Source organism: Mesorhizobium sp. M7A.F.Ca.US.008.03.1.1 (assembly GCF_003997495.1).
Taxonomy (GTDB): domain Bacteria; phylum Pseudomonadota; class Alphaproteobacteria; order Rhizobiales; family Rhizobiaceae; genus Mesorhizobium.
Genome location: NZ_RZRU01000003.1, coordinates 106,923 through 121,871, shown reverse-complemented (window position 1 = coordinate 121,871; position 14,949 = coordinate 106,923). Strand labels below are relative to the sequence as shown.

The following is a 14,949-nucleotide window of genomic DNA, read 5'->3' as shown; positions in this document are numbered from 1 at the left end:
CCCGCAAGATGGCAAACGGCGGCCTTAACGCGGCGCGCGCTTGGCCAGTATGCGCTGCAAGGTGCGGCGGTGCATGTTGAGCCGGCGCGCTGTCTCGGAGACGTTGCGCTCGCACATCTCATAGACGCGCTGGATATGTTCCCAACGGACGCGGTCGGCCGACATCGGGTTTTCCGGCGGCGCCGCGCGCTCGCCGGCGGTGCGGGTGAGTGCGGCGAAGATATCATCGGCGTCGGCGGGCTTGGAGAGATAATCGACCGCACCGAGCTTCACCGCGGTCACCGCGGTGGCGATGTTGCCATAGCCGGTCAGGATGATGGTGCGGGAATCCTCGCGCTTTTCGCGGATGGCCGCGACCACGTCGAGGCCGTTGCCGTCGCCGAGCCGCATGTCGACCACCGCGTAGGCCGGTGGATTGGCGCGCGCCTTGGCAACCGCCTCCTCGACGCTCTCGGCCGTCTCGACCACGAAGCCCCTGGCTTCCATGGCGCGGGCCAGACGCGTGAGGAACGGCTTGTCGTCATCGACGACAAGCAGCGAGGTGTCCTCGCCTTCAACCATTGCGCCAATATTCTCGTCGCCTGTCATAGTCTCAAAATTCCTGCTGCCTTAATTTTACGCAAATATAGTTCCTGAGCCTCCTTGTCCAATTTTTAGAGGTCCTTCAAGGCTCTCAGGCGGTGTCGAACATGCTGGCCGAAGTGATTTCCGGATTGAGGAACACACCACGCGGCCACGATATCTGTACCATGGCGCCCTCGCCCAGGCCGCTCGAATTGCGGAAATCGAGCGACGCGCCCGAGCGTTCGAGCAGGGTCTTGGCGATGAACAGGCCAAGGCCCAGACCGCCGCCGGTTTCATTACCCTGGCGCGTCGACATATAGGGCTCGCCGATGCGGTCGATGATCTCGGCCGGAAAGCCGGGGCCGTCATCGATGATCGAGAAGGTGACGATGGCCTCGTCCCAGCTCCAGCGCACGGTGACGCTTTTGCGGGCGAAATCGACGGCGTTCTCGACCAGATTGCCGAGGCCGTAGATGACGCCCGGATTGCGCCGCCCGACCGGCTCGGGGCCGATGCGTTCGCCGGGCCGAAGCTTGATCGAGATGCCGAAGTCCCGGTGCGGCGCGGTGACCTCCTCGACCAGCGAGGTCAATGGCAGCCGCGAAAGATGCGCTTCGCCCTCGGAGGACAGGCTGGTCAGCCGCTTGAGAATCTCACGGCAACGCTCGCTCTGCGAACGCAACAGCGTCACGTCTTCCCCGTATTTCGGATCCTTGCCGAGCGCCTTTTCCATCTCCTTGGCGACAAGCGCGATGGTGGCGAGCGGCGTGCCGAGCTCGTGCGCGGCCGCGGCGGCCAGCCCGTCGAGCGCCGAAAGGTGCTGCTCGCGCTGCAGCACCAGCTCCGTGGCGGCAAGCGCGTTGGCCAGAAGCCGCGCTTCAGCAGCCACCCGGAAGGCGTATATGGCGGTGAAGGCGATCGAGGACAGCACCGCCATCCACATGCCGGCGACATAGATGAAGGGCATCGCCAGCGGTGCATCTTCATGCCAGGGCAGCGGCAGATGGACAAAGACCAGCAACGTCGCCGCCGACATCACCAGCCCGCCGAGGATGGCGGTCAGGCGCAGGGGCAGAGATGTCGCCGAAATGACGACAGGCACCGTCATCAGCAGCGAGAACGGGTTGGTGAGACCGCCTGTCATGTAGAGCAGGCCGGCAAGCTGCAGGCTGTCGAAGATCAGGATGCCGAAGGCCGCCAGCGGCGTGAGCCGGTGCGCCGCTGGAAACCGGAAGGCGAGAAACAGGTTCATCCAGGCCGAACAGGCGATCAGTGCAAAGCAGAGGCTGACCGGCAGCGGAAACTTCAGCCCATAGGCGACGACGAGCACCGTCAGGCTCTGACCGACAATGGCAAGCCAGCGCAACCGGATCAGCGTGTTGAGGCGCAGTCTCTGGCTCTGCTGGAAATCGGGCGAACGCAAAACGTTGATCATGGCCATGAATTACAGCCGCGAAGCTCCAAAGGCTAGGTCCCGCCCCAATCCGAGGAGTCGGAATGGGGCTCTACTTCTTGTTTGAGCATGACCTTTTCCAAAAACCGGCTTCCACTTTTTGGGATCATGCTCTGGGTTTTGCCCGGGCGGTGGCGGTCGCGAGCAGCGGGTTTTCCGGCCAGACATGCTTGGGATAACGGCCGCGCATATCGGCGCGCACATCGGCCCAGGAGCCGCGCCAGAAGCCGGGCAGGTCGCGCGTCGTCTGGATCGGCCGGTGCGCCGGCGAAAGGAGTTCGAGCGTCAGCGGCACGGCGCCATTGGCGATCGAAGGGTGGCGGTCGAGGCCGAACAGCTCCTGCACGCGAATGGCCAGCACCGGCCATTCGCCGTCATAGCGGATCGGCACATGGCTGCCGGACGGGGCATCGAAATGGGTCGGCGCCAGCGTATCGATCCTGCGCTGCAGATCATGCGGCACGAGTGCGGCCAGTCCACTCGAGACAACGCCCGCATCGATGGCGGCAAACGATGCCGCGCCGGACAGGTAAGGCAGCAACCAGTCGTCGAGGCGCTCGATGAGGGCGTCATCCGTCATATCGGGCCACGGCGCGCCAAGGCCGCGATGCAGCCAGCCAAGCCGCTGGCGCAGCGTTTGCGCCTCCTTGCTCCAGCTCAGCAGCGACAGCCCATGATCGCGCACGGCATCTGTTATGGCGCGATCGGCGTCAGCACCTGTTGGCGGCGGCAGCATGCGTTCGGCGAGCGTGATGGCGCCGAGGCGCACGGTTTCGCGCACCCGCACGGCCCGGCGGTCGCGATCGAAGCTCGTTTCACGGCGGACCTCGATCCTGTCCGCCAGCGCGGCGCGGACATCGTCTTCGCCGATTGCCGCCGCCGCTGTGATGCGCGCATTCTGTGCCTTGCCCTGCAGGTCGGCGACGACCAGAAACGGCTCGCCCGCCAACGGGTCGGCGGCGTCGAGCATGGCGCCGGAGCCGTTGGCCAGCACGAAACGGCCACGCTCACCACGCGCCTTCGCCACCCGATCCGGCCAGGCGTGGACGAGCAGGCGACCGGCGGCGGTAGCTTCGATGCCCTTCGCCCCGCCAGCCTGCCTTGCCAGCCTTTCGGCGAGCTGCTTGGCGGCGGTAGCGCGCGGCGATCTTTCCCCGCGAAAGCGCATCAGCCGCCGCTCCAGATCGGCGCCGTCGCCGCCAAGGCCGCGTTCGGTGAGCAGCACGGCAAGCATCCCCGCCTCGAAGGCATGGCCGCTGCCGGCTGCCTCGGCAACCATATGCCCCAACCGTACCGGCAGAGCGAGCTTGCGCATCGAAGCCCCCGCATCCGTCAAGCGCCCCGCCTCGTCTATGGCATCCAGCGCGCGCAGCAGCGCCCTTGCCTCGTTGAGCGCCGGAGCGGGCGGCGGATCGAGAAAGGCGAGCCCTGCCGGATCGGCAACGCCGAAGGCGGCGCAATCGAGCAGCAGGCCGGACAGGTCGGCCTCCAAGATTTCGGGCGGCGTGAAGGCGGGGAGTGCTGCCGTCTGCTCGGCCCGCCACAGCCGGATGGCGACGCCTGGCTGTGTGCGCCCGGCACGGCCGGCGCGCTGGTCGGCGGAAGCCTTGCTGACCCGCACGGTCTCCAGCCGGGTCAAGCCGCTGGACGGTTCGTAGCGCGGCAGCCGCGACAGGCCCGAATCGATGACGACGCGCACACCGTCGATGGTGATCGAGGTTTCGGCGATCGAGGTGGCCAGCACCACCTTGCGGCGGCCTGAAGGCGGCGGCTTGATCGCCGCGTCCTGCGCCTTGCCGTCGAGCATGCCGTAGAGCGGCACGATGTCGGTGTCGGCACCGATCCTGCCGGCCAGCCGTTCGGCGGTGCGCTCGATCTCGCGCTGGCCAGGCAGGAAGGCAAGCACGCTGCCGCTCTCGTCGGCAAGGGCTGCGCGGATCGCCTTGGCCACGGCGTCCTCGATGGTGGTGCCAGCGGGGCGCTCGTCGTAGCGGATGTCGACAGGAAAGGCGCGGCCCTCGCTCTCGATCACCGGCGCACCCGACAGCAGTTTGGCGACACGCGCACCGTCGAGCGTCGCCGACATCACAGCCAAGCGCAGATCCGGCCGCAGTGCACCTTGCACGTCGAGCGCCAAAGCGAGACCGAAATCGCCATCGAGCGAACGTTCGTGGAATTCGTCGAAGATGACAGCCGACACGCCGGGCAGTTCGGGATCGTCGAGGATCATCCGCGCCAGCACGCCTTCGGTGACGACCAGTATCCTGGTCTTTGCCGAGGTGCGGTTTTCCATGCGCATGGCATAGCCAACGGTGGCGCCGGGCTCCTCATCAAGCAATTCGGCCATGCGGCGGGCGGCGGCGCGGGCGGCGAGGCGGCGCGGTTCAAGCAGGATGATCTTGCCGGCGCCGAGCCATGGCGCGTCAAGCAGCGCCAACGGCACCAGCGTCGTCTTGCCGGCGCCCGGCGGCGCCACCAGCACGGCGCTGTTGCCATGGCCAAGCGCTTCCCTCAGCGCCGGCAGCACGGCGGATACAGGAAGCTCCGGCAGGGGTTTTGTGGTCATGGCGCCCGCATATCAGCGGTTACGGCCACGGCGCAACCAGAGTCGGTTCAAAGCCGGGTGCGCGAAAACGGGTTCCAGCGCACGGTGCCCAGCCGCGCTTCCTCCCGCACCATGGTCAACAGGCCGGCGCCGCCAACGACCGCCAGGCCAACCAGCGACAGCCCGTCCGGATATTCCTGGAAGAACAGCGCGCCGAGGATCACCGCCCAGGCGATCTGCGAATAATGTGTCGGTGCGACCCGATTGGCGGGTGCATATTTCATGGCCAGCAGTTGAAGGAATTGTCCACCTGCGGTGAAGGCACCGGCCATCACCAGCCACAGCAACTGTTTCCCGCTGGGAACAGTGAAGGCGGTGGCGGCGGCGCCGATGCCATTGAAAAACAGCCCGTAGCCGACCAGCACGCCCAGCATGGTCGTGCGCTTTTCCTGCTGCGCCAGCGAGCGCATCAGGATGACGCTGGTGGCGGCGAGGAAGGCAACGCCGAAGGCAGCAAGATGGCCGAGATTGAGTTCGCGAAAGCCCGGCCGCACCACCAGCATGACACCGGCAAAACCGGCGACCACCGCCAGCCAGCGCCAGGGGCCGACCTTCTCCTTGAGGATCACGGTGGAGAGGATGGTGACGCAGAGCGGCGCCAGGAAGATCAGCGCATAGGACTCGGCCAGCGGAATGGTGGTGAAGGCGTAGACGCTGAGCACGCCGGAAGCGATGCCCGCCCAGGCACGCGCCTGCACCGCCCATGGTCTTTTGGTGCGCCAGAAATCGCGCCAGCGTTCGCCCGCAGGCCGCGTGAAGAATAGGAAGAAGCCCGCGAACAAGGTTATGAAAAAGCCGATCTCGAAGATCGTGAGCTGACCGCCCAGGCTTTTGACAACGGCATCGCTACCCGAATAGCTTGCGTAGGCGATCAGGGCCAGCAGGATTCCGTTCGTCACGTTGTTCCAGTTCCGGGGAGAGAGTGGTTTGAAAATCCTGGCGCTCGGTGCGCATCCGGACGACATCGAGATCTTCATGTTCGGTACGATGGCAGCCTATGCGGCGCAAGGCGCAGAGGTCACTTTTGCCATAGCAACCGATGGGGCCAAGGGTGGCAAGAGTGATCCCGTTGTTCTTGCTCGCATCCGTCGCGAGGAAGCAACGGCCGCGGCCGCGCTGCTCGGGGCGACGACGTGCTTCCTCGACTTTCCCGACGGCGAACTGGTGGCCGATGCAGCGTTGATCGGGGCGCTGAAAGCACTGATTCGCGAGACCGGACCAGATCTGGCGATCACGCATGCGCCCAACGACTATCATGCCGACCACCGCGCGCTATCGGACGGCGTGCGCATCGCGGCCTCGTTCGCCGTACCAGTGCTGCATGCCGACACGATGGGCGGCACCGGGTTTTCGCCGACGCACTATGTCGATGTTTCCGCTCATGCCGACCTGAAGGCCAAGGCGATCCGCATGCATCAGTCGCAGGATCCCGACCGCTTCGTCGACGGCGCGCGAACGCAGAACCTTTTTCGCGCCGGCCAGTGCAACGGCGCGCAGGGCTCGCTGGCCGAAGCCTTCCGCTTCGAACCGACGTTCCCCTTCGCCGACATCCGAGCGCTGCTGCCGCCGGCGCCGCCGATCCGCAAGGTCATGGTGAGCACCAAACGGGTCGACTGAGAGCCGCGACTGTCTCCAGGCCAGGTCGGAACGAACCTGCACGGATTCGATAGCCCGACCAGTGATCCACACTTTTCCCAACGTTTTCAGACGCCGGCGCAAGCATGCTGCGGCGCAGCAACGAATTCGCTTGCCTTGTTTAGTAAAAATTGCATCACTAAACAAATTACTAAACATCTGCGGTGCTGTTGCGCCGCCATGTTTGGTCCCCTGAGGAGAGGGGTTGAGGGCTTTTGAAACCGTCATTCGGGCGCGTTTCGCAAATGGGAGGAAGTCATGAAATCGAGCTTGAAACTGGCGTTGGGACTGACCTCGGCGATTACCGCGTCGACAGCCGTCTCGAACGTCGCGCACGCTGAAGACCTGACGCTGTGCTGGGCCGCCTGGGACCCGGCAAACGCGCTTGTCGAACTGTCCAAGGATTTTACCAAGGAAAGCGGCATCGGCATGAAATTCGAATTCGTGCCGTGGACCAACTATGCCGACCGTTTCCTCAACGAGCTGAATTCGCACGGCAAATTGTGCGACCTGATCATCGGCGACAGCCAGTGGATCGGCGGCGCCGCCGAGAACGGCCACTATGTCAAGCTGAACGACTTCTTCGACAAGGAGAAGATCAGCATGGACGACTTCGTGCCGGCAACCGTCGTCGGCTATTCGGAATGGCCGAAGAACACACCGAACTACTGGGCACTGCCGGCCATGGGCGACGTCGTCGGCTGGACCTATCGCAAGGACTGGTTCTCCAAGCCCGAGCTGCAGAAGGAATTCAAGGAGAAGTACGGTTGGGATCTCGGCCCGCCGACCACTTTCGACCAGTTGAAGCAGGTCGCCGAATTCTTCCAGAAGCGTGAGATCGACGGCAAGACCGTCTATGGCGCCTCGATCTACACGGAGCGCGGGTCGGAAGGCATCACCATGGGCGCCATGGACGTGCTCTACAGCTACGGCTTCCAGTACGAGAACCCCAAGAAGCCCTACGAGATGGAAGGCTTCGTCAACTCCGACAAATCGGTGAAGGGCCTGGAGTTCTACAAGGCGCTCTATGATTGCTGCACCCCGCCGGGCGCGTCGAACAGCTACATGGGCGAAGGCGTCGACGCCTTCAAATCCGGCCAGGTGGCGATGCACATGAACTTCGCCTTCACATGGCCCGGCCTGCAGAAGGACGAGAATGTCGGCGGCGACAAGATCGGCTACTTCGTCAACCCGAAGGGACCCGACGGCGAGCAGTTCGCCCAACTCGGCGGCCAGGGCATCTCGGTGGTGTCCTATTCCGACAAGCAGGAGGCGGCGCTGAAATATATCAAGTGGTTCGCCAACAAGGACGTGCAGGCCAAGTGGTGGTCGCTCGGCGGCTATTCCTGCCTCAACGCGGTGGTCAAGGATCCGAAGTTCCCGGCCAGCCAGCCCTACGCGCAGACCTTCCTCGACTCGATGGCCATCGTGAAGGACTTCTGGGCCGAGCCGAGCTACGCACCGCTGCTGCAGGCCTCGCAGAAGCGTTTCCACGACTATGTCGTCGCCGGCCAGGGTTCGGCCAAGGATGCGCTGGACGGCCTGGTCAAGGACTGGACGCAGGTCTTCCAGGACGACGGCAAGATGTAACCCCGGCTCCTCCCGAGCCCGACCCATGCGTCCCGTGCCGCCCTTGGCACGGGACGCAGTTCAGATAAATTCCATGACAGAGACGACCAAGTGACCGAAGCAGGACTCACCATGCTCAATCGGACCGCGGAGAACGTTGCCCGGGCGACCCCGGAACCGTTGGCCCGCAAAGTCCGGGGCATCAGCGACAAGGGCCTCGCCTGGCTGTTCATCTCGCCGACGATCCTGTTGCTGCTGGCCATCAACATCTTCCCGCTGTTCTGGGCGATCTATCTGTCGTTCACCAACTATCGCGCCAACCGCCCGAACGAGGTGGTGAAGAACCTCGGCTTTGCCAATTACCAGCGCATCCTCGGCGACAAGGATATCTGGATCGCCATGCAGACGACGGCGCATTTCGTGTTCTGGACCATCCTGTTGCAGACGCTGATCGGCTTCACGCTGGCCTGGCTGATCGACCGGAAGTTCCGCGGCCACGCCTTCTGGACGACCATCATCCTGGTCCCGATGATGCTGTCGCCGGCGGTGGTCGGTAATTTCTGGCGCTTCCTCTACGAGCCGCAGATCGGCCTGTTCGCCTACGCAATTTCCTTCGTCACGAGGATTCCGCCGACCGATATCCAGATGCTCTCCAACGTGTCGCTGGCGCCGTGGTCGATCATCATCGTCGATACCTGGATGTGGACACCCTACGTGATGCTGATCTGCCTCGCGGGCCTACGCTCCATCCCCGAATACATCTACGAGGCGGCCGAGGTCGACCGCGCCTCCAACTGGCGGCAGTTCTGGTCGATCACGCTGCCGATGGCGCTGCCCTTCATCATGCTGGCTGTGCTGTTTCGCGGCATCGAGAACTTCAAGATGTTCGACATGGTCAATCTGTTGACCGGCGGCGGGCCGGGCTCGACCACCGAGGTCGCCTCGATCACGTTGAAGCGGCAGGCTTTTGAGAGCTGGCGTACGGGCTACTCCTCGGCCTTCGCCATCATCCTGTTCGTTGCGGTGTTCGGCCTCGCCAACATCTACGTCAAGGCGCTCAACAAGGTGAAGCAGAGATGAGCCTGACCACAGCCCATTCGGTCGTCGCACCCTCAGCCAACTCGAAGCGCATCGCCGGCACAATCATCGTGCTTTACGCGCTGATCTCGATCGTGCCGTTGCTGTGGATCTTCGCCACCAGCTTCAAGACGCCGCCGGACTCGATCGCCTATCCGCCCAAGATCCTGTTCCAGCCGAGCCTCGAGGGCTACTGCAATTTGTTCACGACGCGGACGCGGCAGACGCCGGACTACATCAACTCGCTGGGACCGGCGACGGGCTTCTGCGACGAGACCACGCGCAAGCGCAACATGGTGATCGCCGGTCCGTCCAACTTCCTGCCGCGCTTCGTCAATTCGCTGATCATCGCCTTCGGTTCGACTTTCTGCGCCGTCTTCCTCGGCACGCTGTCGGCCTATGGTTTCTCGCGCTTCAAGGTGCCGCTCGCCGACGACCTTCTGTTCTTCATCCTGTCGACGCGCTTCATGCCGCCGATTGCCGTCGCCATTCCGATCTACCTGATGTACCGCGAGCTTGGCCTGTCGGACACCGCGCTCGGCATGATCCTACTCTACACGGCGGTCAACGTTTCGCTGGCGGTGTGGCTGCTGAAAGGCTTCATCGACGAGATCCCGCGCGAATATGAGGAAGCGGCGATGATCGACGGCTATACCCGGCTGCAGGCCTTCTGGCGCACGGTGCTGCCGCAGGCGACGACCGGCATCGCCGCGACCGCGATCTTCTGCCTGATCTTCGCCTGGAACGAATATGCGTTCGCGGCGCTGCTGACCTCCGGCACGGCGCAGACCGCGCCGCCCTTCATCCCGACCATCATCGGCGAAGGCGGCCAGGACTGGCCGGCGGTGGCGGCCGGCACGACGATTTTCCTGGTGCCGATCCTGGTTTTCACCATCCTGCTCCGCAAACAATTGCTGCGCGGCATCACCTTCGGCGCGGTGCGCAAATGAGCATGACCAAGCCTCTGAAACGCAAATCGCGCTGGCCGGTCTGGGCCAGGCGCGGGCTGATGGAAAACATCGCGACAGCGCTGATCGCCATCGGCTTCCTGATGCTGTTCCAGCCCTTCGCGCTGTCGCTCTACACCTACTCCTTCATCACCATGCTCGCAGGCACCGTGATGTTCATCATCGTCTCCAAGTTCCCGGAATAGTCATGGCCGAAATCCGCGTCCAGCACCTGAGAAAGGCCTTCGGCGATTTCGTCGCCGTGCAGGATTCCAACTTCGTCGTCGAAGACGGCGAGTTCTTCGTCATGCTCGGCCCGTCCGGCTGCGGCAAGACGACGACCTTGCGCATGATCGCCGGGCTTGAGCTGCCGACCGGCGGCCAGATCCTGCTCGGCGGCGACGATGTCACCATGCTGCGGGCCCGCGAGCGCGACATCGCCTTCGTCTTCCAGCTCTTCGCGCTCTATCCGCACATGAATGTGCGCAAGAACATCGGCTTCCCGCTGCTGGCGCAAGGCATGCCTTCGGCAGAAATCCGCACCCGTGTCGAGGAAACGGCGAAACTGCTTCGCATCGACCATCTGCTCAACAAATCCGTCTCCGGTCTTGCCGGCGGTGACCGCCAGCGTGTGGCGCTCGGCCGCGCTATCGTGCGGCGGCCAAAATGCTTCCTGATGGATGAGCCGCTGGGGACCCTTGATACCGAATTCCGCGATCTGATGGTCCATGAGTTGCGCGAGCTGCACAACCGCATCCACGCCACGACGGTCTATGTCACGCACGACCAAATGGAAGCGATGTCGATGGCCGACAAGATCGCCGTGATGAATCATGGCGTCATCGAACAGTTCGGCACGCCGCGTGAAATCTACGACCGCCCGGCGACCATGTTCGTCGCCGACTTCATCGGCTCGCCGCCGATGAATTTTCTGGGTTTCGGCGGCGGGCTCGCCAAAGGCGCCAGGGAGATCGTCGTGCAAGGTGCGAAGGTCGCGGTGCCGGAGGTGCGCGAGGATATCGCGCCGGCCGATATGGCGCTCGGCATAAGGCCCGAACACATCCGCTTCGACGATGCCTCCAAGCTGCGCGGCGCCATTTACGGCACCGAGTATCTCGGCACCACGCAGATCGTCGCGGTGGAGACGGCGGACGGCCTCATCAAGGCACGCGTGCCGGCCGAAATCCGACTCGCCACCGGCGACCATGTCGGCCTGACGCTGAGCAGCGCGCGGCTGTCGCTGTTCGAGAAGGGATCGGGCCGCGCGGTGAGAACCGCGATCCATGATGTCGCCTCGGAACGGAGGGCCCGGCATGGCTGAGGTGCACATCAAGAACGTGACCAAGAGTTTTGGCGACCATGTCGCCGTCGACGGTCTCGACCTGCATATATCAGATGGTGAGTTCGTCGTGCTGCTCGGGCCGACCGGGGCCGGCAAGACGACGACGTTGCGGCTGATCGCCGGGTTGGAAAGGCCGGATTCCGGCACGATCGAGATCGGCGGATACAATGCCACGACCCTGTCGCCGGCAGAACGCGACACGGCCTTCGTGTTCCAGCAATATTCGCTCTATCCGCATCTGTCGGTGTTCGACAATCTCGCCTTCCCGCTGCGCTCGCCGGCGCGGAAAATGCCGGAAGACCAGATCCGCCGCCGGGTCGAGGAGGTGGCGAAGATGGTGCGCATCCATCACAAGCTCGCCAACCGCTCGACCAAGCTTTCGGGCGGCGAAATGCAGCGCGTCGCCATCGGCCGCGCGCTGGTGCGCAAGCCCTCGATCTATCTGATGGACGAGCCGCTGTCGTCGCTCGATGCCAAGCTGCGCGGGGATCTCAGGCTTGAGCTGAAGCGCATCCAGACCGAGCTTGGCGCCACCATGCTTTATGTCACGCACGACCAGATCGAAGCGATGACCATGGCCGACCGCATCGGGATCCTCACTGAGGGCGTGCTGGTGCAGATCGGCTCGCCGCGAACGATCTATTCCGAGCCGGCAAACCTTCATGTCGCGGCAAGGCTCGGCCAGCCGGCGATCAATCTTTTGCCAACCGGGCTGCTGCCTGACGGCGGCGCACCGGCCGGCACCAAGACGATCGGCGCGCGCACCGAGCATCTGACGATCGCGAAGGCCGCGAATGGTCACGCCGACGGCGTTGTCGACTGGGTCGAGCATCTCGGCGACCAGAACCATTTGCATGTGACGGTGGGGACCAAGAAGCTGGTGACGCTGACCGATCCGGATACGGATCTGGCGCAGGGCGACAAAGTGGTGATCCGCTACCGGAGGCCGCTGTATTTCGGCGCCGATGGACAGCGATTGATGTGAGCGGTTTCGGTGATTCAGCACCGGTTTTGACTTTGCCAGTACGGGACGAATTCGATGAAGCACTTTTTCAATCGCAGGGAAACGATCGTCACCGAGGCGCTGGACGGCCTGTTGCGGACCATCGGATCAGGCGATCTCGCGCGGCTCGACGGCTATCCCGAGATCAAGGTCATCCTGCGCGCCGATTGGGACAAGACGAGAGTCAGCGTCGTTTCTGGTGGTGGCGCCGGGCACGAACCATCGCATGCCGGCTTCGTTGGCAAGGCCATGCTGACGGCAGCGGTCTCGGGCGAGATCTTTGCCTCGCCAAGCGTCGAAGCGGTGCTGGCGGCCATTCGCGCGGTGACCGGTCCGGCCGGCTGCCTGCTCATTGTCAAGAACTACACCGGCGACCGCCTCAATTTCGGCCTGGCGGCCGAGAAGGCGCGCGCCGAAGGGTTTCGCGTCGAGATGGTGATCGTCGCGGACGATATAGCACTCCCCGATATTGCCCAGCCGCGCGGCGTTGCCGGCACCTTGTTCGTGCACAAGATCGCTGGCCACCTGTCGGAGGGCGGCCACGATCTTGCGTCCGTTGCGGCCGCCGCCCGCGCTGCGGCGAAGGATATCGTTTCGCTCGGCATGTCGCTGTCGTCCTGCTCTATCCCCGGCCAGCCGCATGAAGACAGGTTTGGCGAAAACGATGGCGAGCTTGGCCTCGGCATCCATGGCGAGCCGGGCGTCGAGCGGATTGCGGTGCAGAGCGCCGACAGGCTGGTGGCGATCATGGCGGAGCGCCTCGCGGCACGGCTCGATCCCAAGGCCATCTACGCCTTGCTGATCAACAATCTCGGTTCCGTGCCGCCGCTCGAAATGTCCGTTATCGCCAACGCGGTGCTTGCCTCGCCGCTGGCCAAAACCATCAAGCTGACGATCGGCCCGGGCCCGCTGATGACGGCGCTCAACATGAACGGCTTCTCGCTGTCGCTGATCCGGCTCGATGCCGCGCGCGAGACGGCCCTGCTGGCGCCGGTCGGCCCGCACGCCTGGATGCCGGCAAAGCCCGTTGTGCCGCCTGCCGTCGTGCCGACGGCGAAAGCGGCCGGACAGAGCGCGGCACGCAAGCCCAGCCAGAATGCGCGGACCCGGTCTCTTCTCGTTACTGTCTGCGAAAGGCTGATCGCGCTGGAAGCCACTTTGAACGGACTGGATGCCAAAGCGGGCGACGGCGACACCGGCTCGACGGTGGCGACCGGCGCGCGCAGTGTTCTCGAGCGGCTTGAAACGCTGCCGCTTGCGGAACCCGCGGCGACGCTGGGCGCAATAGGCGACATTCTGAGCGCGTCGATGGGCGGCTCCAGCGGCGTGCTGCTGTCGATCTTCTTCACCGCGGCGGCGCAGGCTTTGGATAGCGGCGCGAGCTTGGCCAAGGCGCTGCTTGCCGGGCTTGAGCGGATGACTTTCTATGGCGGCGCAAGGATGGGTGACCGCACCATGGTCGATGCCCTGGAACCGGCTCTGAAAGCGCTCGACGCCAGCGGCCAGGAGGAAGCGGCGGCGGCGGCTCGGCATGGTGCCGAGGCCACCTCCGCCATGGACAGAGCGAAAGCTGGGCGGTCCGCCTATGTCGGCAGCAAGCTGCAAGGCGTGGTCGATCCCGGCGCCTATGCGGTGGCCGAGGTTTTCGCGGCGGCCGCCGCACTGCATGAAGCAGCCTGACGTATGCTCCAGTTGTCCAATGACCGTTCTTTCGATACTGCCGGCAAGATGGAAACCGGGAATGCGGGTGACATGGCGGCGTTTAACCTTGCCGGGCTGATCACGGCCGCCGCGGATGCGATCGCCGCCCACGCCGAGGAATTGACCGCGCTCGACCAGGCGATCGGCGACGGCGACCATGGGCTGAACATGAAGCGCGGCTTCGAGGCGGTGCGGGCCGAAGCCGAGGCGTTTTCGGCCAAGCCGTTGCCCGATGCCCTGAAGGCTATCGGCACCAAGCTGGTGATGACGGTGGGTGGCGCCTCCGGTCCGCTGTTCGGGACCCTGTTCCTGGCGCTCGGCAAGGAGATTTCGGCGGCGCCCGATCGTGCCAATCTGACCACGGTTTTCGGCAAGGCGTTCGAAGCGGTGGCAGCGCGTGGCAAATCGCAGGTCGGGCAGAAGACAATGCTCGACGTGCTACAGCCGGTACATGACGCGTTGCTGCAGGGAAAGACGGCGCCGGAAATCGCCGACATCGCCGATGCGGCCGCCGAGGCGACCGTGCCGATGAAGGCCTTGCGCGGCCGTGCGTCGTTCCTCGGCGACCGTTCGATCGGCCACATGGATGCCGGCGCACGTTCGACCGCGCTTCTGGTGCGCACGATCGTCGAAACGCTGGAAGGTCAGCCATGAGCAATGTCGGCATCGTCATCGTTTCGCATTCGCCGCTGGTTGCCGAGGGCACGGCCGACATGGTGCGGCAGATGGTGGGCGACGAAGTGCCGCTTGCATGGTGCGGCGGAAACGGTCATGGCGGGCTCGGCACCAATGTCGAGGCGATCATGGGCGCCATCGACAAGGCCTGGTCGGAGGCCGGTGTCGCCATACTGGTAGACCTCGGCGGTGCCGAGACCAACTCGGAAATGGCGGTGGAGATGATCGGCGAGCCACGGTCGCACAAGATCATCGTCTGCAACGCGCCGATCGTCGAAGGCGCGGTGATGGCGGCGACCGAGGCCTCCGGCGGCGCCTCGCTGCGGGAAGTGGTGGCGACGGCGCATGAATTGTCGCCGTCGTGAGTGAACGGGAATT

General features: G+C 64.4%; 14 protein-coding genes. 10 read left to right on the top strand and 4 right to left on the bottom strand.

Annotation, left to right across the window (positions count from 1 at the left end; genetic code table 11):
• Positions 1-24: 24 nt before the first annotated feature.
• The 4 genes from EOA16_RS06140 to EOA16_RS06125 all read right to left on the bottom strand — a co-directional run bounded on the left by EOA16_RS06140 (position 25) and on the right by EOA16_RS06125 (position 5,521).
• Positions 25-588, bottom strand: coding sequence for an ActR/PrrA/RegA family redox response regulator transcription factor (locus EOA16_RS06140; protein WP_013528072.1), 564 nt, complete (start codon positions 586-588; stop codon positions 25-27).
• A gap of 85 nt (positions 589-673) precedes the next feature.
• Positions 674-2,005, bottom strand: coding sequence for an ActS/PrrB/RegB family redox-sensitive histidine kinase (locus EOA16_RS06135; RefSeq protein ID WP_127256378.1), 1,332 nt, complete (start codon positions 2,003-2,005; stop codon positions 674-676).
• A 118-nt stretch (positions 2,006-2,123) separates the two neighbouring features.
• Entirely contained in the window at positions 2,124-4,583 is a 2,460-nt protein-coding gene (gene hrpB / locus EOA16_RS06130; RefSeq protein ID WP_127256377.1) for an ATP-dependent helicase HrpB, read from the bottom strand.
• 47 nt (positions 4,584-4,630) lie between these two features.
• The gene (locus EOA16_RS06125; RefSeq protein ID WP_127256375.1) at positions 4,631-5,521 is read right to left on the bottom strand and encodes a DMT family transporter; all 891 of its coding nucleotides are present in this window, start codon (positions 5,519-5,521) and stop codon (positions 4,631-4,633) included.
• A 28-nt stretch (positions 5,522-5,549) separates the two neighbouring features.
• Between EOA16_RS06125 and EOA16_RS06120 the strand changes: the two genes are divergently transcribed.
• The 10 genes from EOA16_RS06120 to dhaM all read left to right on the top strand — a co-directional run bounded on the left by EOA16_RS06120 (position 5,550) and on the right by dhaM (position 14,936).
• The gene (locus EOA16_RS06120) at positions 5,550-6,239 is read left to right on the top strand and encodes a PIG-L deacetylase family protein (RefSeq protein ID WP_127256374.1); all 690 of its coding nucleotides are present in this window, start codon (positions 5,550-5,552) and stop codon (positions 6,237-6,239) included.
• Positions 6,240-6,515: 276 nt separating this feature from the next.
• The gene (locus EOA16_RS06115; RefSeq protein ID WP_127256372.1) at positions 6,516-7,847 is read left to right on the top strand and encodes an ABC transporter substrate-binding protein; all 1,332 of its coding nucleotides are present in this window, start codon (positions 6,516-6,518) and stop codon (positions 7,845-7,847) included.
• A 111-nt stretch (positions 7,848-7,958) separates the two neighbouring features.
• Complete coding sequence (locus tag EOA16_RS06110; protein ID WP_127256371.1) at positions 7,959-8,906, top strand: sugar ABC transporter permease; 948 nt, start codon at positions 7,959-7,961, stop codon at positions 8,904-8,906.
• Positions 8,903-9,853: a carbohydrate ABC transporter permease gene (locus tag EOA16_RS06105; RefSeq protein ID WP_056589989.1), complete on the top strand. Its 951-nt coding sequence runs from the start codon at positions 8,903-8,905 to the stop codon at positions 9,851-9,853. Before EOA16_RS06110 ends, EOA16_RS06105 begins: the two co-directional genes overlap by 4 nt.
• A complete protein-coding gene (locus EOA16_RS06100) occupies positions 9,850-10,056 on the top strand; it encodes a hypothetical protein (RefSeq protein ID WP_127256369.1) in 207 nt (68 codons plus the stop codon). Before EOA16_RS06105 ends, EOA16_RS06100 begins: the two co-directional genes overlap by 4 nt.
• Before the next feature lie 2 nt (positions 10,057-10,058).
• Positions 10,059-11,171: an ABC transporter ATP-binding protein gene (locus EOA16_RS06095; protein ID WP_127256368.1), complete on the top strand. Its 1,113-nt coding sequence runs from the start codon at positions 10,059-10,061 to the stop codon at positions 11,169-11,171.
• Complete coding sequence (locus EOA16_RS06090; RefSeq protein ID WP_127256366.1) at positions 11,164-12,177, top strand: ABC transporter ATP-binding protein; 1,014 nt, start codon at positions 11,164-11,166, stop codon at positions 12,175-12,177. Before EOA16_RS06095 ends, EOA16_RS06090 begins: the two co-directional genes overlap by 8 nt.
• A 54-nt stretch (positions 12,178-12,231) precedes the next feature.
• Complete coding sequence (locus EOA16_RS06085; protein ID WP_127256365.1) at positions 12,232-13,875, top strand: dihydroxyacetone kinase subunit DhaK; 1,644 nt, start codon at positions 12,232-12,234, stop codon at positions 13,873-13,875.
• A gap of 72 nt (positions 13,876-13,947) precedes the next feature.
• Positions 13,948-14,550 carry a dihydroxyacetone kinase subunit DhaL gene (dhaL, locus tag EOA16_RS06080; protein ID WP_127256951.1) on the top strand — a complete coding sequence of 201 codons (603 nt, stop codon included), beginning with the start codon at positions 13,948-13,950 and terminating at the stop codon, positions 14,548-14,550.
• Positions 14,547-14,936: a dihydroxyacetone kinase phosphoryl donor subunit DhaM gene (gene dhaM, locus EOA16_RS06075; protein ID WP_013528085.1), complete on the top strand. Its 390-nt coding sequence runs from the start codon at positions 14,547-14,549 to the stop codon at positions 14,934-14,936. Before dhaL ends, dhaM begins: the two co-directional genes overlap by 4 nt.
• Positions 14,937-14,949 lie beyond the last annotated feature (13 nt).

What these genes read in the sequence shown, in the direction of transcription:
- EOA16_RS06140 (WP_013528072.1), bottom strand. Translation starts at nt 588, where the DNA reads ATGACAGGCGACGAGAATATTGGCGCAATGGTTGAAGGCGAGGACACC.
- EOA16_RS06135 (WP_127256378.1), bottom strand. Translation starts at nt 2,005, where the DNA reads ATGGCCATGATCAACGTTTTGCGTTCGCCCGATTTCCAGCAGAGCCAG.
- hrpB (WP_127256377.1), bottom strand. Translation starts at nt 4,583, where the DNA reads ATGACCACAAAACCCCTGCCGGAGCTTCCTGTATCCGCCGTGCTGCCG.
- EOA16_RS06115 (WP_127256372.1), top strand. Translation starts at nt 6,516, where the DNA reads ATGAAATCGAGCTTGAAACTGGCGTTGGGACTGACCTCGGCGATTACC.
- EOA16_RS06110 (WP_127256371.1), top strand. Translation starts at nt 7,959, where the DNA reads ATGCTCAATCGGACCGCGGAGAACGTTGCCCGGGCGACCCCGGAACCG.
- EOA16_RS06105 (WP_056589989.1), top strand. Translation starts at nt 8,903, where the DNA reads ATGAGCCTGACCACAGCCCATTCGGTCGTCGCACCCTCAGCCAACTCG.
- EOA16_RS06100 (WP_127256369.1), top strand. Translation starts at nt 9,850, where the DNA reads ATGAGCATGACCAAGCCTCTGAAACGCAAATCGCGCTGGCCGGTCTGG.
- EOA16_RS06095 (WP_127256368.1), top strand. Translation starts at nt 10,059, where the DNA reads ATGGCCGAAATCCGCGTCCAGCACCTGAGAAAGGCCTTCGGCGATTTC.
- EOA16_RS06090 (WP_127256366.1), top strand. Translation starts at nt 11,164, where the DNA reads ATGGCTGAGGTGCACATCAAGAACGTGACCAAGAGTTTTGGCGACCAT.
- EOA16_RS06085 (WP_127256365.1), top strand. Translation starts at nt 12,232, where the DNA reads ATGAAGCACTTTTTCAATCGCAGGGAAACGATCGTCACCGAGGCGCTG.
- dhaL (WP_127256951.1), top strand. Translation starts at nt 13,948, where the DNA reads ATGGCGGCGTTTAACCTTGCCGGGCTGATCACGGCCGCCGCGGATGCG.
- dhaM (WP_013528085.1), top strand. Translation starts at nt 14,547, where the DNA reads ATGAGCAATGTCGGCATCGTCATCGTTTCGCATTCGCCGCTGGTTGCC.